Here is a 17,850-nt window from a genome sequence, read left to right on the forward strand (position 1 = left end):
CCGTCCTCAGATGGTGAGCACGACCAGCTCGCGGGTGGCGCGGGTCATCGCCACGTAGCGGTCCACCGCCCCCTCGACGCCGTCGCCGAACGCCGCCGGGTCGACCAGCACCACCAGGTCGAACTCCAGCCCCTTGGCCAGTTCCGGGCTCAGCGACCGGACCCGGTCCCCGGCCGGGAAGGTCGGGTCGCCGATGACGCAGGCGGTCCCCTCGGCGTGCGCGGCGAGCCAGCCGTCCACCACCGCGCGCAGCTGCGACCGGGCGCCGTGGCGCACCGGCACGTCGCCGGTGCGGATGGACGTCGGCACGTTCGCGTCCGGGAGCACGGCCCGGATGACCGGCTCGGCCTCCGCCATCACCTGCGCCGGGGTGCGGTAGTTGACGGTCAGCGTGGCCAGCTCGATCCGGTCGAATCCGACCCGCTCCAGCCGGTCCCGCCACGATTCGGCGAACCCGTGCCGGGCCTGGGCGCGGTCCCCGACGACGGTGAAGCTGCGCGACGGGCAGCGGGACAGCAGCATCTGCCATTCGGCGTCGGTCAGCTCCTGCGCCTCGTCCACCACGACGTGCGCGAACGGGCCGGCCAGCAGGTCCGGGTCCACGAGGGTCAGCGCGCTCTCGTCGACCAGGCTGGTCCGCATGTCCTCGCCGCGCAGCATGGTCATCAGGCCCTCGCCGTCGTCGTAGGCGTGCGTCGCGATCAGCGCGTCGACCACCGTGTCCATCTGCTCCCGCTGCGCGGCGAGGACGGCCTCGTCGCGTCGCCGCCGCCGGGACGCCTCCGGATCGCCGACCCGCCGCCGCGCCGCGTCCAGCAGCGGCAGGTCGGCCACCGTCCAGGCCCGGGCGTCGGTGCGCCGCAGCGTCCGGATCTCCTCGACGTCCAGCCACGGGGCGCACCGACGCAGGTAGGCGGGCACCGACCAGAGGTCCGCGACGACGTCGGTCGGGTCCAGCAGCGGCCACGCCCGGCCGAACGCGGTGACCAACTCCCGGTTGGTCGCCAGCGACCGGCGCAGCACGCCCTCCGGCTCGTCGCCGTCGTACTTCTCCAGCAGGATCGTGACCAGTTCCTGCCACACCTCGTCGCGCGCCTCGTTGTGCGGGGCGCCGGGCCCGGCCGCCTCGAACGCCCGCGCCCAGTCGTCGGCGGTCAGCCGCAGGTCGCCGTCCTCGGTGGCGACCGTCGTCCCGGTCGTCGGCGGCTCCTCGTAGAACCGCACCGCCGCGTCGACCGCCCGCACCAGGTCCGCTGACGACTTCAGCCGGGCCACCTCCGGGTCGGTCTCGGCGGCCGCCGTCGCGCCCTCCGGCACCAGGTCCCGCAGCGTGCAGATCTGCACCTCCTCCTCACCGAGGCTGGGCAGCACGTCGGAGACGTAGGCCAGGTACGGCTGGTGCGGGCCCACCACCAGCACCCCGCCCCGGCGCTCGCCGAGCCGGGGGTCGGCGTGCAGCAGGTACGCGGTGCGGTGCAGCGCGACCACCGTCTTGCCGGTGCCCGGCCCGCCGTCGACGACCAGCGCGCCCCGGGAGCCGGCCCGGATGATGGCGTCCTGGTCGGCCTGGATGGTGCCGAGCACGTCGCGCATCCGGGGCGAGCGGGTGGCCCCCAGGCTGGCGACGAACGCGGACTGGTCGTCGAGGGCGGCGTGGTCGGCGAGCCCGTCGGCGGTGAACACCTCGTCCCAGTAGTCGGTGATCCGGCCGCGCGTCCAGCGGTAGCGGCGGCGGCTGGCCAGACCCATCGGGTCGGCGTGGGTGGCGCCGAAGAACGGCTCGGCCGCCGGGGAGCGCCAGTCGAGCAGCAGCCGGCCACCGGCGCCGTCGGTCAGGCCGAGCCGCCCCACGTACACCGGCTCCGCACCGTCCGCGCCGACCATCCGGCCGAGGCAGAGGTCCAGGCCGTAGCGGCGCAGGGTCCGCAGGCGCGCGGTCGTCCGGCGGATCTCCTGGTCCCGGTCGACGGCCTGCCGGCCCTTGCCGGCGGCGGCCCGGCGGGTGGCGTCGAGCCGGTCGGACAGGTCGGCGATCGACTGGCGCAGGCTCTCCGCGAGCGCGGCGAAGTGCCGTTCGTCGGCGGCGACCAACGCCGGGTCGGCCTTCGCCGCGAGGCGGTCGGGAAGATCGAAAACGCTGGTGGTGGGTGGGTTCAACTCGTCGGCTCCGATCTGTGGCGCATCCGCCCCGCCGGTACGCGGGCACGGCCGTACCTCCGCTCTTCGCGGCTTTTCCATTTCGTCGGGAACGTGGCTTCGGCCGGCAATTCTGCGTCACCACCCGGGGCTTGCCGCAAGACCCCGGGTGCGCTATATGTTGGTAGTGGCGGGAGATCCCGCCATTCTTTTTGCGCGAACAATTCCTGTTCCCGTTCCTGGCCGCTACGGCACACGTCCCGCCGGGTCGCGGCCGGTACGATGGCGACACCATGTCGAAGGAGCGCAGGCGCAAGGCCGACCCCGCCCGTAGCCTGGCCCTCCTCTGGCGCACCAGGGAGCCGGCGAGCCGGGGCGCAGGACCCGGCCTCAGCGTCGACCGGATCGTGCGGACCGCCGTCGAGATCGCCGACGCCGAGGGCATCGACGCGCTCACCATGCGCCGGGTCAGCGAGGCGCTCGGCGTCGGCACCATGTCGGTCTACACCTACGTGCCGGGCAAGGCCGAACTGCTCGACGTCATGGTCGACGCCGTCCTCGGCGACCTGCCCCGCCCGGCCGACGTGCCCGGTGGCTGGCGCGGGCGGCTGGAACGCATCGCCCGGGACAATCTGGCGCTCTACCGCGCCCACCCGTGGCTGCTGCGCGCCGAGACCACCCGGCCGGTGCTCGGCCCGAACGTGCTCGCCAAGTACGACTACGAGCTGCACGCGGTGGCCGACGTCGGGCTCGACGACGTGGAGATGGACGCGGTGCTCACGCTCGTGCTCGGGCACGCGAAGAGCGCGGCCCGGGCCGCCCTCGACGTGGTCGAGCTGGAGCGGGAGACCGGAATGACCGACGACCAGTGGTGGCAGACCCACGGGCCGTGGCTGGAGAAGTTCATGGCCTCGGGCAGCTACCCGCTGGCCGCCCGGGTGGGCACGGCCGCGGGCCTGGCGCACGGCGCCGCCTACGGGCCGGACCACGCCTTCGAGTTCGGCCTGCAACGGGTGCTCGACGGCATCTCGGCGGTGGTCGCCGAGCGGACCGGCGACGCCTAGGGTGGTCGCGTGATCACCTGCGTCGTGCACTACACCATCGATCCCGCCCGGATCGAGGCGTTCGAACGGTTCGCCCGTGCCTGGATGCGGCTGGTGGCGCGGCACGGCGGCGTGCACCACGGCTACTTCCTGCCCGCCGAGGGGGCGAGCGACCGGGCCGAGGCGTTGTTTAGCTTCGAGAGCCTGGCGGCCTACGAGCGCTACCGGGCCCGGTTCGGGACGGATCCGGAGTTCGTCGCGGCGGACCGGATCCGCGACGAGTCGGGTTGCGTGCTGCGTCACGAACGCACGTTCATGCGCCCGCTGCTGCCGACCGACCGGGGCAGCGCGGGGGTGGCGGGGGGCGCGTGACCGTCCTGGCAGGGCAGCCGCCGTTCGGGATCGCGGCTAGAGTTCCAGGACGCGACATCGGCACTGCTCAACCTGATCGTTCACGGGAGGCGGCGTATGCCGGCAACGGTGCAGGGATGACTGCCACGACAGGCGGTCCGACGGCACGGGACACGACGCCCCGCCGAGCTGTCGACGTACGGGTGCACCGCTGGCTGATGACCGTGGGGGCGCTGCTCACCGCCGTCGCCCTCCTGCTGTTGTCGCTTCTCCCCGGCCCGCCTGCGGAGGCGGTCGCGATGACGGCCTGGGTCGAACACGGCCACTCGTTACTGTTGTGGAGCAACGAACTGCTGTTCTTCGCGGTCATCTGCTGGGGATCCGGCGCGCGCGGTCTCGTCCGCGCCGGACGGTCGGCGCGGGTCGACGTGGGCGGGACCGCTTTCACGGTCGCACTCGCCGCGCTCGTCGTCGTACTGCTGGCGGTGGGGCGCCTGGTCTACCCGGTGTTCGGAATCGGCCTGTCAACCGAGGTCGTAGCCCTGGTCGTCAGCTCGGCGTTCGGCGCCCTGCACCTGGCGTTCCTCGGGTTCGCCGTCGCTGCGGTCACGCTCAGCTGGTCGACACGCGCCGGACTGATCGGGCGGGCTGTCGGCATCGTTGCCGCGGTCGCATTCATCATGGGCTCCTTCCCCTGGCTGACACCGCACTGGTGGAACGCCCTGGTCCCGTTGCTGGTCGCCGCGTGGGGTGTGTTCTTCGCCTGCGTAGCCCGCACCGAGAAACCCGGCGACGCTACGGAAACGACGAGCAGCACTGTCTAGCGCCTCAGCGGACGCAAGACCGGGACTGGAGTTCACGGTCGAGGCGGCCTGTGTCGTGGGTAGTGGGTTCGTTCGGCTCGGGCCTGGTGCCGTCGCCGCCAGCCCGAGCGGTGCTGACGGTGGGTGACGGCGTGGACGGGGAGTCTGGACCAGCGTGGGGTCGGCGAGCGCCGAGCCGGGCGGAGGACGCGGACACCTGGTTCGGGCCGTGCCATCTGGCTCTCGGGTGGTTGCTCACCGTCACCGGGTTGCGCGCGGGGCACGCACCGGCCGCGGCGGCACAGCTACCCGGCCATCGTCGGCGGCGGCCCGGTAGCGCCGGGCCAGGTGCGCGAAGGCGTCCCGCAGCTCGGGTGGCCCGACCACCTCGATGTCGGCGTCGTAGCGGCCGAACAGCGCGGCCAGGCCGGGCCAGGACCAGCCGCCGAGGACGAGCCGGCAGCGGTCCGGCCCCAGCTCCTCGACCATGCCGTCGCGGGTCCACGCGGAGACCACCCGGGCGGGCAGGTCGAGGATCACCTCGCCCCGGCACGGCCAGTCGCCGGGTCCGGTGGCTCCCCTGAACCGGCCGGCGACGAACGCGGCCACGTCGCCGCCGGGCAGCTCCCGGGGCGTGAACCGGGGGCCGGTGGGCGTACGCGGGCTGATCCGGTCCACCCGGAACGTGCGCCAGTCGTCGCGGTCCAGGTCCCAGGCGACGAGGTACCAGCGCCCGCTCCAGGTGACCAGGTGGTGCGGTTGCACCCGGCGCGGCGGCGGGTCGTCGGCCGGCTCCGCGGCGGCGCTCCGGTAGTCGAAGCGCAGCACCTCACGGGCGTGGACGGCGGCGCTGAGCGTCATCAGCAGGCCCGGCTCGACCCGGGGCTTCGCCGCGACGCCGGCGCGCTCCACCGCGACCACCCGCAGGGCGTCCACGCGGTGGCGCAGCCGGGGCGGCATCACCTGCCGCACCGTGGTCAGCGCCCGCGCGGCGGCCTCCTCGATGCCGGTGACCGTGGTCGCCGCGGTCTGCAACGCCACCGTGAGCGCGACGGCCTGCTCGTCGTCGAAGAGCAGCGGCGGCAGCGCCGAGCCGGCACCCAGCCGGTAGCCGCCGTCCGGGCCCTTGGCGCTGCCGATCGGGTAGCCCAGCTCGCGCAGCCGGTCCACATCGCGGCGCACGGTCCGCGTGCTGACCCCGAGCCGGTCGGCCAGCACCCCGCCCGGCCAGTCCCGGCGGGCCTGGAGCAGGGACAGCAGGGCGAGCAGTCGGGCGGACGTCGTCGGCATGTCCCGCATTCTGCCCGCCGAAGCGGACACATCCTGACCGCTATGCCTGCGAGTGTGGACCCGTACCCGATCCCGACCGGAAGGACCCCGATGACGACGACCACCGCGACCACGACCTCCACCACCCTCGACGCCGAGCGGGCCGACCTGCTCAAGGCGCTCGCCACCGCCCGGACCATGCTGACCAACACCGTGCGCGGCCTCACCGACGCCCAGGCCGGCGAGCGGCCGACGGCCAGCGCGCTCTGCCTGGGCGGCATCGTCAAGCACGTGACGTCCACCGAGGAGGCGTGGCTGCGGTTCGTGGTCGAGGGCCCCGAGGTGATGAGCTTCGCCCTGCCCGACGGGGTGACCTGGGAGGAGTTCCTGGCCGGCACCGCCCGGGAGCTGCCGCGGTGGGCGATCGAGCGGGAGCGCGACTTTCGGATGCTGCCCGAGGACACGCTGCCGGCCGTCCTCGACCGGTACGCGCGGGTCGCGGCCCGCACCGAGGAGATCGTGGCCGCCCTCGACGACCTGTCGGCGACCCGGCCGGTGCCCGAGGCGCCCTGGAACGAGCCCGGCACGGTGATGAGCGCCCGGGCGGTGCTGATCCACGTGATCGCCGAGACCACGCAGCACGCCGGGCACGCGGACATCCTGCGCGAGACCCTCGACGGGCAGACCACCACCTGAGCCGGCCCCGCCGCGACGGAGAGGACGGACCGAACCCGCATGACCGTGCTGGACGACCGGGCGCTGAACCGGGCGACGCTGGCCCGGCAGTTGCTGCTCGACCGTGCCGACCTGCCGGTCGCCGACGCGGTGGCGCACCTGTGCGGCCTGCAGGCCCAGGAGCCGCAGGAGCCGTACGTCGGGCTCTGGTCGCGGCTGCGCGACTTCGACCCGGCGGACCTGTCCGAGCTGATGGTGCGGCGCCGACTGGTGCGGACGCACCTGATGCGCCGCACCGTGCACCTGCTCACCGCCGGCGACGTGCTGGCGTGGCGGTCCCGCCACGCCGGCATGCTGCGGCAGCGGGTGCTCGGGGTCTACCGCGGCGAGCTCGACGGGGTGGACCTCGACGACCTCGCCGCGGCCGGCCGGGCAGCGCTGGCCGACGACACGCCCCGCACGACCGCCGAGATCGTCCGGGTGCTGGCCGACCGGTGGCCGGCGGCGGACCGGCGGGCCCTGGGCGAGATGCTGATCGCCCTGGTCCCCACCGCGCAGGCGCCGCCGCGCGGGCTGTGGCGGACCACGGCCGGCGTGCGGACCGTCCCGCTCGCCGGCTGGCTGGGTCGGGAGGTCGACCCGCCCGCCCCGGAGGGCACGGACCCGGTCGGGCGGGAGCTGATCCGCCGCTACCTCGCCGCGTACGGCCCGGCCGCCTCGGCGGACCTGCGCGCCTGGTGCGGCCTCGCCGGGCTGCCCGCGGCGGTGGCCGCGGTCCGCGACGAGCTGGTGTCCTTCCGCGACGAACGCGGCCGGGTGCTGCTCGACCTCCCCGACGCGCCCCGCCCGGACCCCGACACCCCCGCGCCGGCGCGGTACCTGCCCGCCTTCGACAACGCCGTGCTCGGCTACCACGACCGCACCCGGATCATCGACGACGCCCACCGCCCGCTGTCCGTCGGCGGGGCGCGGTTCGTGCTGCTCGGCGGCCGGGTGGCGGGCACCTGGACCGTCGACGCGGGCACGGTGGTCGTCACCCCGCTGCGCCCGTTCACCCGGGCCGAACGCGCCGCCGCCGCCGAGGAGGGCCGCGCGGTGGCGACGTTCCTCTCCGACGGGGAGAACCAGCGGGTACGCGTCGCCGCGTCGCCGCGCTGACGCCGGCTCAGCCGGCCACGGCCCGACCCATCCGGGTCACCGCCTCGGTCAGCACGGCGGGCGAGGTGGCGAAGTTGAGCCGGACGAAGCCCGTGCCGCCGGCGCCGTAGACGTGCCCGGAGCTGAGCGCCACCCGGGCCCGGTCGAGGAACATCCGCGCCGGCCCGGCCAGGTCGCTGGCCACCCCGCCGGCCGGCGCCTCGGTGGGCACGCCGAGGCGGGTGCAGTCCAGCCAGGCCAGGTAGGTGCCCTCCGGCGGGCGCCAGGACACGGTCGGCAGGTGGTCGGCCAGCAGCGACCCGAGCAGCGCGCGGTTGGCGTCGAGCCCGCCGAGCAACGCGTCCAGCCACGGCCCGCCGTCGCGGAACGCGGCGGTGTGCGCGAGCACCCCGAGGTGGCTCGGCCCGTGGCTGACCTCCTCGGGGATCCGGGCCAGGTCGTCCGCGGCCTTCTCCCCGGCGACGGCCAGCGCCGCCTTGAGGCCGGCGAGGTTCCACGCCTTGGACGCCGAGACCAGGGCGAACGCGTCCTCGGCGCCGGCCACCGTCAGGTACGGGGTGAACCGCGCGCCGGTGAGCGCCAGCGGGGCGTGGATCTCGTCGGCGACCACCCGGACGCCGTGCCGGGCGGCCAGCTCGGCGACGGCCGCCAGTTCGTCGCGGCGGTGCACCACTCCGGTCGGGTTGTGCGGGTTGCACAGCAGGAACGCGGGCCGGCGGCCGAGGGCGCGGGCCCGGCGGAACGCCTCCTCCAGCGCGGCGTGGTCGATCCGCAGGTCGGCGCCGAGCGGCGCCTCGAGCACCTGTCGTCCGGCGTGCGTGACGAACGCGTAGAACGGCGGGTAGACGGGCGGACAGACCACCACCGCGTCACCCGGATCGGTGACCAGTCGCAGCACCTCCACCACGCCCATCATCACGTCCGGCACCAGCGTGGTCCGCCCGACCGGGAAGTCGGCCCAGTCCCAGCGCCGCGCCGCGAAACCGCCGAGCGCTTCGGCGTACGCGGTCCCGTACGCGTAGCCGGTGTCGCCCAGCTCGACCGCCCGGCGCAACGCGTCGGCCACCGGCGGCGCCAGCGGCACGTCCTGCTCGGCGACCCACAGCGGCAGCACGTCCGGCGGGTGCAGGCGCCACTTGACGCTGGTGCGCTGCCGGAGCTGGTCGAGCGTGAGCCGGGTGAGCGGGTTGTCGACGTCGGCGGAAACCGTCATGCGGCCCACCCTAGGCGTCCCTACGATCGGCCGATGGCCCACCCGACGTACCCGCTGCGCACGCCGCGACTGCGGCTGCGCCCGGTCACCCTCGACGACCTCGACGACGTGCACGCCTGGCAGCGCCGCCCCGACGTGGTCCGCTGGATGCTCGGGGCCGCGCCGCGTACCCGTCAGGAGTCCCGGGCGTCGGTGGTCGCGATGAGGGGCGAGGACGCGCTGCGCGCGGAGGGCGACTGCCTGACGCTCGCCGTGGTGGCCGGGGACGTGGTGATCGGCGCGGTGGAGCTGGTCTGGCGCAGCCGGGCCGACCGCACCGGCGAGCTGGGGTACGTGTTCCACCCGGACCACGGCGGCCGTGGGCTGGCCACCGAGGCGGCCGGGGCGCTGCTGGACTGGGGGTTCGGCGCGTTCGGGCTGCACCGGGTGGTGGTCCGGTGCCACGCCGACAACGAGGCGTCGGCCCGCCTGGCCGCCCGGCTGGGCATGCGGCGGGAGGCGCGGCACGTGCGCGGCTACCGGTTCCGGGGCGGGTGGGCCGACCAGCTCGTCTTCGCGATCCTGGCCGAGGAGTGGCGCTCCCGCCCGGGCTGAGCCGGCGGGTCAGCCGGCGGTCACCGGGTCGCCGACCCGGATCTCGCCGCCGCCCAGCGGGATCAACCGGACGCCGAACCAGGTCTTGCCGTCCTGTCGCCGGTGCCGGGCGAGCGTGCGGATCGGCTCCCTGCCGCTGGTCAGCGTCACCGGGTCGATCAGCGTGAGCTGGCAGCGGTCGCACCGTTCGGCGAACCGGAAGTCGACGGCACCGATCCGCAGGCGGGTCCAGCCGTCCTCGACGAACGGCGCGACCGGCCCGTCCAGCACCACGGAGGGCCGGAACCGGGCCATCGGCAGCGGCTCGGGCGCGGGCTCGCCCCGCTCCAGCGCGCCCTCGACGATCCAGTCCCGCAGCCGGCGCAGCGACGGCGCCGTGGTGACCAGCAGCGGGCCGGCGTCGGCGAGGTTCAGCGGGTCGCCGGGGCGTCCACCGTGGTCGGTCGACACCGGGCGGCGGCGCGGGTCGTCCAGCCAGCCCAGCCGGACCGGGCGGCCGAGGCGGGCGGAGAGCCACGCGTGGGCCTCGTCGCCGGCCAGCCGGACCGTGTCCAGCCGGGACACGGCGGTGGCCACCGGTGGCCCGTCCACCGGCTCTGCGACGGTCACCGACGCGCCGTCCCGGTCGGTCAGCGTGACCGATCCGGCGCCGGGGACGGCGGTCAGGCCGAGCATCGCGGGCGCGGTACGCGCGGTCAGCGTGCCGCCGTCGGGTTGCAGGAGCACCCACCGGCGGTCGTGGCGCAACCCCCACGGCTCGACGACGGCCCGGTCGACGTCGACGCCGCCGAGGGACTTGACCGGGTAGAGGTGCACCGACGCGAGCCGCATGTCGCGACCCTAGCCGATCTTGGGGGTGGCCCGGTCGATGATCGCGGCGAGGTCGAGGCCGCCCGGCAGCGTCCCGTACGCCTGGCCGTGGTCGCCGGCGAGGCGGGAGGCGCAGAACGCGTCGGCGACCGCGGGATGGCCGTGCCGGACCAGCAGCGCGCCCTGCAGCACCAGCGCCAGCCGCTCGACCACGCGCCGGGCGCGCAGCTCCAGGTCGGTGTGGTCGGCCAGTTCGTCGCGCACCCGACGCACGGCGGCGTCGAGTCGCGCGTCCGCCCCGGCGGCGGCGGCCACCTCCGCCTCGTACGCGGCCAGCACCTGCGGCTCCCGGGTCAGCGCGCGGAGCACGTCGAGCGCGGCGACGTTGCCGGAACCCTCCCAGATGGAGTTCAGCGGCGACTCGCGGAACAGCCGCGGCATGCCGGACTCCTCGACGTAACCGTTGCCGCCCAAGCACTCCAGCGCCTCGGCGGCGTGCCCCGGCCAACGCTTGCACACCCAGTACTTGCCGACGGCGAGCGCGAGGCGCTTGAACGCGGTCTCGCGGTCGTCGCCGCGTGCCGACCGGTCGGTCGCGCCGGCCAGCCGGGTCATCAGCACGGTGGCGGCCTCGGACTCCACCGCCAGGTCGGCCAGGACGTTGCGCATCAGCGGCTGGTCGACCAGGTAGCGGCCGAAGGCCCGCCGGTGAGTGGCGTGGTGCACGGCCGTGGTCACGCCCTGACGCATCCCGGCCGCAGCCCCGATCACGCAGTCCAGGCGGGTCAGGTTGACCATGTCGATGATGGTGCGGACGCCCCGGCCCTCGTCGCCCACCCGCCACGCCACCGCGTGCTCGTACTCGACCTCGGCGGAGGCGTTGGAGCGGTTGCCGAGCTTGTCCTTCAGGCGCATCAGCCGCATCGGGTTGCGGGCGCCGTCGGGCAGCACGCGGGGGACCAGGAAGCAGGTGAGGCCGCCGGGCGCCTGGGCGAGGGTGAGGAACAGGTCGCACATCGGCGCGGAGGTGAACCACTTGTGCCCGACGAGCCGGTAGCTGCCGTCCGGCTCGGGCCGGGCCGTGGTGGCGTTGGCGCGCACGTCCGACCCGCCCTGCTTCTCGGTCATCGACATGCCGGCGAGCAGCCCGCGCTTGGTCTGCGGTGCGCGCAGCCCGAAGTCGTACTCGGTGGCGGTGAGCAGCGGCTCGTAGCGCGCAGCCAGGTCGGGGCTGTGCCGCAGCGCCGGCACCGCCGCGTAGGTCATCGAGATCGGGCAGCCGTGCCCGGCGTCGGGCCGCCACACGTGGAAGCGGGCGGCCCGGGCCACGTGCGCGCCCGGTCGCCCGTCGGCCCACGGGGCGGCGTGCAGGCCGTGACCGACGGCGGTACGCATCAGCTCGTGCCAGGACGGGTGGAACTCCACCTCGTCGACGCGATGGCCGTACCGGTCGTGGGTGCGCAGTACCGGCGGGTGCTCGTTGGCCAGCCGGCCGTGCTCGGCGGCCTGCTCGCCGCCGGCCAGCCGGCCGAGGTCGTGCAGCTCGGCGACGGCCCAGCCGGCGCCCTCCCGCGCCACGCCCTCCAGCAGCGCCGGGTCGTCGGCGGTGTCGTGGCCGACCAGCGGCGGGACCTGGTTGACGACCTCGTGTGTGGTCACGGTGCGACTCCCAGCGCGCGGTGGAGGAAGGTGGTCAGGCCGGGGACGGTCCCGGGGCCGGCCACCCCGGCGGACAACGGGCCGACCATCGCCTCGGCCAGCGCGCCGACCAGGGCGGTGGCGGCCAGCTCGGGATCCTGCGGCGGCAGTTCCCCGCGGGCGATCCCCTCGGCGACGTGGCCGGCGAGCACCCGGGCGTACGCCCGGCGGAAGACCAGCCGCTCGGCGTCGACGGCCGGGTCGACCGGCTCGGCGAGCAGCGCGTAGGCCAGGCGCGGAGACTGCAACGCCCGGCCGCAGAACGTCTCGACCACCGCGGTGACCCGGTCGGCGACGGCCGTCTCGAGCGCGGCGGCGCGGGTGACCGCGTCGACCTCGCGCTGCGAGGCGGTGCGGAACACCTCGGCGAACAGGTCGGCCTTGGTGGGGAAGTGGCGGTAGACGGTGCCGGTGGCCAGCGCGGCGCGGCTCGCCACGGCCGCCACGGTGCAGCCGGCGTAGCCGTGCTCGGCCATCACCTCCAGCGCGGCGGCGACGATCCGGCGGCGCGAGGCGTCCAGCCGGGCCCTGACCCGCTCGGTGCTCCGGTAGACCACGCCAAGGATTGAAGCACCGTTCACTCCTTGGCGGCAAGGCCGGATCGACAAGTCAGTTTGGCTGGATTCGTTTGACATCATCCCGCCCGGCGAGAAGACTCGCCGAAACTTTCTTTTGTTCGGGAAAGCGGCAGGGGGGCCAATGACCAGGAACAAGCTCGGCGTGTTCGGTGCCGCACTCACCCTCGCGGTGGGTGTCCTGTCCGGATGCACCGGTGGCGAGAGCGTCGACGTCGGCGGCGGCGGGGACGCCGGCAGCGCCGGGGGCGTGCTCAACGCGGCGATCGGCGGCGAACCCGATCAGCTCGACCCGCACAAGACCTCGGCCTACTACAGCTTCCAGGTCCTGGAGAACGTCTACGACACGCTCGTCGAGCCGGACGCCGACCTGAAGATGGTGCCCTCGCTGGCCACCAAGTGGACCACCAGCGCCGACCAGCTCACCTGGACGTTCACCCTGCGCGAGGGCGCGAAGTTCTCCGACGGGTCGCCGCTGACCTCGGAGGACGTCGTCTACTCGTACGAGCGGATCATCAAGGAGAAGCTGAACACCGCGTACAAGTTCGCCACCGTCAAGTCGGTGACCGGGCCCGACCCGGCGACCGTGGTGGTGACGCTCAGCGCGCCCACGCCGAACCTGCTGGCCAACCTCGGCGGTTTCAAGGGCGTCGCGATCGTGGAGAAGTCCAATGTGGAGTCCGGCAAGGTCAAGACCGAGCCGGTCGGCAGCGGCCCGTTCAAGGTGGCCGGCTACACCTCCGGCGACAGCATCAAGCTGGTCCGCAACGACGCCTACTGGGGCGAGAAGCCGAAGCTGGACGGCGTCACGTTCACCTTCGTCAAGGACCCCACGGTGGCGTTGCAGAACCTACGCAGCGGCCAGGTGCAGTGGACCGACAACCTGCCGCCGCAGCAGGTGAAGTCGTTGCAGGACGGCGACGACCCGGTGGTGCGGTCCGCCGCCTCCACCGACTACTGGTACGTGGCGCTCAACGAGGCCCGCAAGCCGTTCGACAACCCCGAGGTGCGGCGGGCGGTCGCGTACGCGCTGGACCGGGAGGCGATCACCAAGGCGGCCAAGTTCGGCCTCGCCACGGTCAACCAGGCGGCCATCCCGAAGGACAGCGCCTACTACTACGAGTACGCGCCGTACACCCACGACCCGGCGAAGGCGAAGCAGATGCTCGGCCAGGCCGGCGTCGGCAACCTCACCATGGACCTGATGGTCACCAGCGAGTACCCGGAGACCGTCACCGCCGCCCAGGTCATCGCCGCCCAGCTCAAGGACGTCGGCATCACCGTCAAGATCCGTACGCTGGACTTCGCCCAGTGGCTCGACGAGCAGGCCAAGGGCAACTTCGACGGATTCATGCTGGGCTGGCTGGGCAACGTCGACCCGGACGAGTTCTACTACGCCCAGCACCACAGCGGCGGCACGTTCAACTTCCACAAGTACCGCAACCCGGCCGTGGACAAGCTGCTCGACCAGGCCCGCACCGAGACCGACCAGGCCGCCCGCAAGCAGGCGTACGACCAGGCGGCGAAGCAGATCGTCGACGACGCCAGCTACATCTACCTCTACAACCCGGACGTGGTGCAGGGCTGGTCGAAGAAGGTCTCCGGCTACGAGGTGCGCACCGACCGGGCCATCCGGTTCCGCTCGGTCGCCCTCGCCAAGTGATGGCCCGCTTCGTCCTGCGGCGGGTGCTCCAGTCCGCGGTCGTGCTGCTCGGGGTGACCCTGGTGGTCTTCCTGCTGCTGCAACTGGTGCCGGGCGACCCGGTGCGGGTGGCGTTGGGCACCCGGTTCGACCCGCAGACGTACGAGGCGCTGCGCGCCCGCGCCGGCCTCGACCAGCCGCTGCCCGTGCAGTACGCGAGCTACCTCGGTCACGCGCTCACCGGCGACCTCGGGGTCAGCTTCCGCACCGGCCAGCCGGTCAGCCGGATCGTGCTGGAACGCCTGCCGGCGACGCTGTCGCTGGCCGTCACCGCGGTGGTGTTCGCGCTGCTGGTCGCGTTCCCGCTGGGCATCGTCGCGGCGGTGCGCAGCGGCTCCGCGGTCGACCACGCCGCCCGCGTCTTCAGCCAGTTCGGCGTCTCGGTGCCCGACTTCTGGATGGGCATCATGGGCATCCTGCTCTTCGCCGGCGTGCTCGGCTGGCTGCCGCCCTCCGGCTACGTGGCGCTGACCGACGATCCGGGCCGGTGGGCCACCCACGTGGCCCTGCCGGCGGTCACGGTCGGCCTGGTCACCGCGTCGATCCTCACCCGGTTCATCCGCTCGTCGGTGCTGGAGGTCCTCTCCGCCGACTACGTGCGCACCGCCGAGGCGAAGGGGCTGCGCAACCGGGTGGTGATCCTGCGGCACGTGCTGCGCAACGCGTTGATCCCGGTGGTCACCGTGGTCGCGGTGCAACTGGCCAGCCTGCTCGGCGGCGTCATCGTGATCGAGGTGCTGTTCGCCTGGCCGGGCATCGGCCGGCTCACCTTCGACGCCGTGCAGGCCCGCGACTACCCGGTCCTGCAGGGTGCGGTGCTGCTCGTCGCCGCGCTGTTCCTGCTGGTCAACCTGCTGGTGGACATCCTCTACGCCCGCCTCGACCCGAGGATCACGGTCAAGTGAGCGCCGGGTCGGAGAGCACCGGACGCCGGGTGCTGGAGGCGCTGCGGCGCGACCCGCTGGCCGTCGGCGGCACGGTCGTGCTGCTGGTGCTGGTCGTGGTGGGCGTGGCCGGGCCGTGGCTGGCGCCGTCGGGCGTCAACGACGTCGACGTGGACCAGATGCTGCGCCCGCCCAGCGGGGCGCACCCGTTCGGCACCGACGAGCTGGGCCGCGACGTGCTCAGCCGGGTGCTCGTCGCGGCCCGCGTCTCGCTGGAGGTCGGCGTGGTCAGCGTCGGCATCGCGCTGGTCGCCGGCGTGACGCTCGGGCTGTTCGCCGGCTACTACCGGGGCTGGCTGGACAGCGTGCTGATGCGCGCCATGGACGTGCTGTTCGCGTTCCCGGTGCTGCTGCTGGCGGTGGCCATCGTGGCGGTGCTCGGCCCCGGCCTGCTCACCGCCATGGTCGCCATCGGCGTGGTCTACACGCCCATCTTCGCCCGGATCACCCGCGCCGGCGTGCTCTCCGTCCGGGAGCAGGTCTTCGTCCGCGCCGCCGTCTCCATCGGCGCGTCCGACCTGCGCATCATGCGCCGGCACGTGCTGCCGAACATCGCCGCGCCGCTGATCGTGCAGACGTCGCTGTCGCTGGCGTTCGCGATCCTCTCCGAGGCCGCGCTCTCCTTCCTCGGCCTCGGCATCCAACCGCCGGCGCCGGCCTGGGGCCGGATGCTCTTCGACGGTCGCGGCTTCGTCACCGACGCCTGGTGGCTGGGCGTGTTCCCCGGCGCGGCGATCTTCCTGACCGTGCTCGCCTTCAACCTGGTCGGCGACGCGCTGCGGGATGTGCTCGACCCACGCCAGCTCACCCTCGCCGAGGCCCGCAGGAGCACCCCATGAGCGACCGCACCGAGCGGGGCGCGAGCGTGCCCGGGCAGCGCACCGGGACCGACGACCGCACCGTGCTGTCCGTCGAGGACCTCACCGTCACCGTCGGCACCCGTCGCGGTCCGGCGCACGCCGTGGCCGGCGTGTCCTGGCAGGTCCGCGCCGGTGAGACGTTCGCGCTGGTCGGCGAGTCCGGCAGCGGCAAGAGCATGACGCTGCTCGCCGCCACCGGTCTCGCGCCGCGCGCCGCCACGGTCACCGGCCGGGTACGGCTGCTCGACAGCGAGCTGACCGCGCTGCCCGAGGACCGCCGTCGCCAGCTGCGCGGCCGGCACGTCGGGTTCGTCTTCCAGGACCCGATGACCTCGCTCAACCCGGTGCTGCCGGTGGGGCGGCAGGTCACCGAGGCGGCCGAGGCGCACCTCGGGCTGACCCGCCGGGCCGCCCGCGACCGGGCGGTCGAGCTGCTCGACCTGGTCGGCATCCCGTCGGCCGCGCAGCGCGTGGACGCCTACCCGCACCAGTTCTCCGGCGGCATGCGCCAGCGTGTCGTCATCGCCATGGCGCTGGCCTGCGAGCCGGACCTGCTCATCGCCGACGAGCCGACCACCGCGCTCGACGTGACCACCCAGGCGCAGATCGTCGAGCTGGTCGCCGACCTGCAACGGCGGCTGGGCACGGCGGTCGTCTGGGTCACCCACGACCTGGGTGTGGTCGCCGGCATCGCCGACACCGTCGCGGTCATGTACGGCGGACGGATCGTCGAGCAGGGCCCGGTCGACGCGGTCTTCGACACGCCCACCCACCCGTACACCCGGGCGCTGCTCGCTGCCCGGCCGGACCCGTCGCGGCGGGGCGAGGACCTGGTGGCCATCCCCGGCGCGCCGCCGAGCCCGCTCGACCTGTCGCCGGGCTGCGCGTTCTGGCCGCGCTGCCCGGTGCGCGCCGACCCCCGGTGCGAGCACGAGCTGCCCCCGTTGACGCCGGTCGGCGACGGGCACACCGTCCGCACCTTCTATCCGGGAGAGACCCCATGACAGCCGCGGACGTGGTGGCCGAGCTGGACGACCTGGCGGTGCACTTCCCGACCCGGGCCGGTGTGGTCCGGGCGGTGGACGGCGTCACCCTGGCCGTCCGCCGGGGGGAGACGCTCGGCCTGGTCGGCGAGTCGGGGAGCGGCAAGTCCACCGCCGGCCTGGCGCTGCTGCGCCTGGTCGAGCCGACCTCCGGCCGGGTCCGGGTGGCCGGCGCGGACGTGACCCGCTGGTCCCGGCGCCGCCTGCGCGGCATGCGTCGCCGCGTGGCCATGGTGTTCCAGGACCCGCAGGCGTCCCTCGACCCGCGCCGGACCGTCGGCGACAGCATCGCCGAGCCGTTGACCGTGCACCGGCTGGCCGCGTCCGCCGCCGCCCGCCGGGCCCGGGTGGCCGAGCTGCTGGACCTGGTCGGCCTGCGCGCCGACACGGCCGACCGGCATCCGCACGAGCTGTCCGGCGGCCAGCGGCAGCGGGTCGGGGTGGCCCGGGCGCTGGCCGGCGAACCGGACCTGATCGTCCTGGACGAGCCGATCGCCTCGCTGGACCTGAGCGTGCAGGCGCAGATCATGAACCTGCTGCGGCACCTGCAACGCGACCTCGGGCTGACCTACCTGTTCATCGCCCACGACCTGGCCGCCGTCGAGCACATGAGCGACCGGATCGCCGTGATGTACCTGGGTCGCATCGTCGAGACCGGCCCGCCGGAGCGGATCTACCGGCAGCCGGCGCACCCCTACACGGCGGCGTTGCTGTCGGCGGTGCCGGTGGCCGATCCCCGGGTGGAGCGGGAGCGCCGGCGCATCGTGCTCACCGGCGACATCCCCAGCCCGGTGGACCCGCCGACCGGGTGCCGCTTCCGTACCCGCTGTCCCCGGGCCCGCGACGAGTGCGCCCGCACCGACCCGGCGCTGGCCGAGGTCGGACCCGACCACCGGGCCGCCTGCCTGTTCCCGCTCGACGGCGAGCCGGACCGCGACGGCGGCCCGGCGCGCGAAGACGTGCCGGCGGCGTAGGC

At 74.3% G+C, this 17,850-nt stretch carries 17 protein-coding genes; 11 read left to right on the forward strand and 6 right to left on the reverse strand.

Going from position 1 to position 17,850, the window contains the following annotated elements:
• Positions 1-6 precede the first annotated feature (6 nt).
• Complete coding sequence (gene helR, locus O7600_RS03325) at positions 7-2,157, reverse strand: RNA polymerase recycling motor ATPase HelR (RefSeq protein WP_281592230.1); 2,151 nt, start codon at positions 2,155-2,157, stop codon at positions 7-9.
• Positions 2,158-2,429: 272 nt separating this feature from the next.
• Between helR and O7600_RS03330 the strand changes: the two genes are divergently transcribed.
• From O7600_RS03330 to O7600_RS03340, 3 genes are all read left to right on the forward strand, one after another.
• On the forward strand, positions 2,430-3,200 hold the full coding sequence (locus O7600_RS03330) for a TetR/AcrR family transcriptional regulator (RefSeq protein WP_281592231.1): 771 nt from the start codon (positions 2,430-2,432) through the stop codon (positions 3,198-3,200).
• A gap of 9 nt (positions 3,201-3,209) precedes the next feature.
• Positions 3,210-3,551, forward strand: a complete 342-nt coding sequence (locus tag O7600_RS03335; RefSeq protein ID WP_281592232.1) for an NIPSNAP family protein — start codon at positions 3,210-3,212, stop codon at positions 3,549-3,551.
• Positions 3,552-3,733: 182 nt separating this feature from the next.
• Positions 3,734-4,354 carry a hypothetical protein gene (locus O7600_RS03340; RefSeq protein WP_281592233.1) on the forward strand — a complete coding sequence of 207 codons (621 nt, stop codon included), beginning with the start codon at positions 3,734-3,736 and terminating at the stop codon, positions 4,352-4,354.
• A gap of 240 nt (positions 4,355-4,594) precedes the next feature.
• Here the strand turns inward: O7600_RS03340 and O7600_RS03345 are convergent, their stop codons facing one another.
• The gene (locus O7600_RS03345; protein ID WP_348651366.1) at positions 4,595-5,623 is read right to left on the reverse strand and encodes a WYL domain-containing protein; all 1,029 of its coding nucleotides are present in this window, start codon (positions 5,621-5,623) and stop codon (positions 4,595-4,597) included.
• Between the two features lie 90 nt (positions 5,624-5,713).
• Here O7600_RS03345 and O7600_RS03350 point away from each other — a divergent pair, with 90 nt between their 5' ends.
• Positions 5,714-6,298 (forward strand): DinB family protein, encoded by a 585-nt coding sequence (locus O7600_RS03350; protein ID WP_281592235.1) that lies wholly within the window; start codon positions 5,714-5,716, stop codon positions 6,296-6,298.
• 39 nt (positions 6,299-6,337) lie between these two features.
• Complete coding sequence (locus tag O7600_RS03355; RefSeq protein WP_281592236.1) at positions 6,338-7,435, forward strand: winged helix DNA-binding domain-containing protein; 1,098 nt, start codon at positions 6,338-6,340, stop codon at positions 7,433-7,435.
• Positions 7,436-7,442: 7 nt separating this feature from the next.
• On the opposite strand, the gene O7600_RS03360 is transcribed toward O7600_RS03355, so the two are convergent.
• Positions 7,443-8,648 carry an aminotransferase class I/II-fold pyridoxal phosphate-dependent enzyme gene (locus tag O7600_RS03360; RefSeq protein ID WP_281592237.1) on the reverse strand — a complete coding sequence of 402 codons (1,206 nt, stop codon included), beginning with the start codon at positions 8,646-8,648 and terminating at the stop codon, positions 7,443-7,445.
• Between the two features lie 33 nt (positions 8,649-8,681).
• Here O7600_RS03360 and O7600_RS03365 point away from each other — a divergent pair, with 33 nt between their 5' ends.
• Positions 8,682-9,242: a GNAT family N-acetyltransferase gene (locus O7600_RS03365; RefSeq protein ID WP_281592238.1), complete on the forward strand. Its 561-nt coding sequence runs from the start codon at positions 8,682-8,684 to the stop codon at positions 9,240-9,242.
• A gap of 9 nt (positions 9,243-9,251) precedes the next feature.
• Here O7600_RS03365 and O7600_RS03370 read toward each other — a convergent pair whose 3' ends face one another.
• From O7600_RS03370 to O7600_RS03380, 3 genes are read right to left on the reverse strand one after another with little or no spacing between them, the layout of a single operon-like run.
• Entirely contained in the window at positions 9,252-10,073 is an 822-nt protein-coding gene (locus O7600_RS03370; RefSeq protein WP_281592239.1) for an MOSC N-terminal beta barrel domain-containing protein, read from the reverse strand.
• Positions 10,074-10,082: 9 nt separating this feature from the next.
• Positions 10,083-11,711, reverse strand: coding sequence for an acyl-CoA dehydrogenase family protein (locus O7600_RS03375; RefSeq protein WP_281592240.1), 1,629 nt, complete (start codon positions 11,709-11,711; stop codon positions 10,083-10,085).
• Positions 11,708-12,307 carry a TetR/AcrR family transcriptional regulator gene (locus tag O7600_RS03380; protein ID WP_281592241.1) on the reverse strand — a complete coding sequence of 200 codons (600 nt, stop codon included), beginning with the start codon at positions 12,305-12,307 and terminating at the stop codon, positions 11,708-11,710. Before O7600_RS03380 ends, O7600_RS03375 begins: the two co-directional genes overlap by 4 nt.
• A 142-nt stretch (positions 12,308-12,449) precedes the next feature.
• Between O7600_RS03380 and O7600_RS03385 the strand changes: the two genes are divergently transcribed.
• Genes O7600_RS03385 through O7600_RS03405 form a run of 5 tightly spaced genes read left to right on the forward strand, consistent with a single transcriptional unit; the run spans position 12,450 to position 17,848 of the window.
• Positions 12,450-13,988 (forward strand): ABC transporter substrate-binding protein, encoded by a 1,539-nt coding sequence (locus O7600_RS03385; protein ID WP_281592242.1) that lies wholly within the window; start codon positions 12,450-12,452, stop codon positions 13,986-13,988.
• A complete protein-coding gene (locus O7600_RS03390) occupies positions 13,988-14,932 on the forward strand; it encodes an ABC transporter permease (protein ID WP_091574562.1) in 945 nt (314 codons plus the stop codon). The genes O7600_RS03385 and O7600_RS03390 overlap by 1 nt, the downstream gene beginning before the upstream one ends.
• Positions 14,929-15,810 (forward strand): ABC transporter permease, encoded by an 882-nt coding sequence (locus tag O7600_RS03395; protein WP_281592243.1) that lies wholly within the window; start codon positions 14,929-14,931, stop codon positions 15,808-15,810. Before O7600_RS03390 ends, O7600_RS03395 begins: the two co-directional genes overlap by 4 nt.
• Positions 15,807-16,835: an ABC transporter ATP-binding protein gene (locus O7600_RS03400; protein WP_281592244.1), complete on the forward strand. Its 1,029-nt coding sequence runs from the start codon at positions 15,807-15,809 to the stop codon at positions 16,833-16,835. The genes O7600_RS03395 and O7600_RS03400 overlap by 4 nt, the downstream gene beginning before the upstream one ends.
• A complete protein-coding gene (locus O7600_RS03405) occupies positions 16,832-17,848 on the forward strand; it encodes an ABC transporter ATP-binding protein (RefSeq protein WP_281592245.1) in 1,017 nt (338 codons plus the stop codon). Before O7600_RS03400 ends, O7600_RS03405 begins: the two co-directional genes overlap by 4 nt.
• Positions 17,849-17,850: the final 2 nt, after the last annotated feature.

The sequence above is a fragment of the Micromonospora sp. WMMA1998 genome (genome assembly GCF_027497375.1).
In the GTDB taxonomy this organism is placed as follows: Bacteria; Actinomycetota; Actinomycetes; order Mycobacteriales; family Micromonosporaceae; genus Micromonospora; species Micromonospora sediminicola.

Bases quoted from the DNA above. Each gene is read 5' to 3' on its own strand.
- O7600_RS03330 (WP_281592231.1), top strand. From the start codon at position 2,430: ATGTCGAAGGAGCGCAGGCGCAAGGCCGACCCCGCCCGTAGCCTGGCC.
- O7600_RS03345 (WP_348651366.1), bottom strand. From the start codon at position 5,623: ATGCCGACGACGTCCGCCCGACTGCTCGCCCTGCTGTCCCTGCTCCAG.
- O7600_RS03350 (WP_281592235.1), top strand. From the start codon at position 5,714: ATGACGACGACCACCGCGACCACGACCTCCACCACCCTCGACGCCGAG.
- O7600_RS03355 (WP_281592236.1), top strand. From the start codon at position 6,338: ATGACCGTGCTGGACGACCGGGCGCTGAACCGGGCGACGCTGGCCCGG.
- O7600_RS03360 (WP_281592237.1), bottom strand. From the start codon at position 8,648: ATGACGGTTTCCGCCGACGTCGACAACCCGCTCACCCGGCTCACGCTC.
- O7600_RS03365 (WP_281592238.1), top strand. From the start codon at position 8,682: ATGGCCCACCCGACGTACCCGCTGCGCACGCCGCGACTGCGGCTGCGC.
- O7600_RS03370 (WP_281592239.1), bottom strand. From the start codon at position 10,073: ATGCGGCTCGCGTCGGTGCACCTCTACCCGGTCAAGTCCCTCGGCGGC.
- O7600_RS03385 (WP_281592242.1), top strand. From the start codon at position 12,450: ATGACCAGGAACAAGCTCGGCGTGTTCGGTGCCGCACTCACCCTCGCG.
- O7600_RS03390 (WP_091574562.1), top strand. From the start codon at position 13,988: ATGGCCCGCTTCGTCCTGCGGCGGGTGCTCCAGTCCGCGGTCGTGCTG.
- O7600_RS03400 (WP_281592244.1), top strand. From the start codon at position 15,807: ATGAGCGACCGCACCGAGCGGGGCGCGAGCGTGCCCGGGCAGCGCACC.
- O7600_RS03405 (WP_281592245.1), top strand. From the start codon at position 16,832: ATGACAGCCGCGGACGTGGTGGCCGAGCTGGACGACCTGGCGGTGCAC.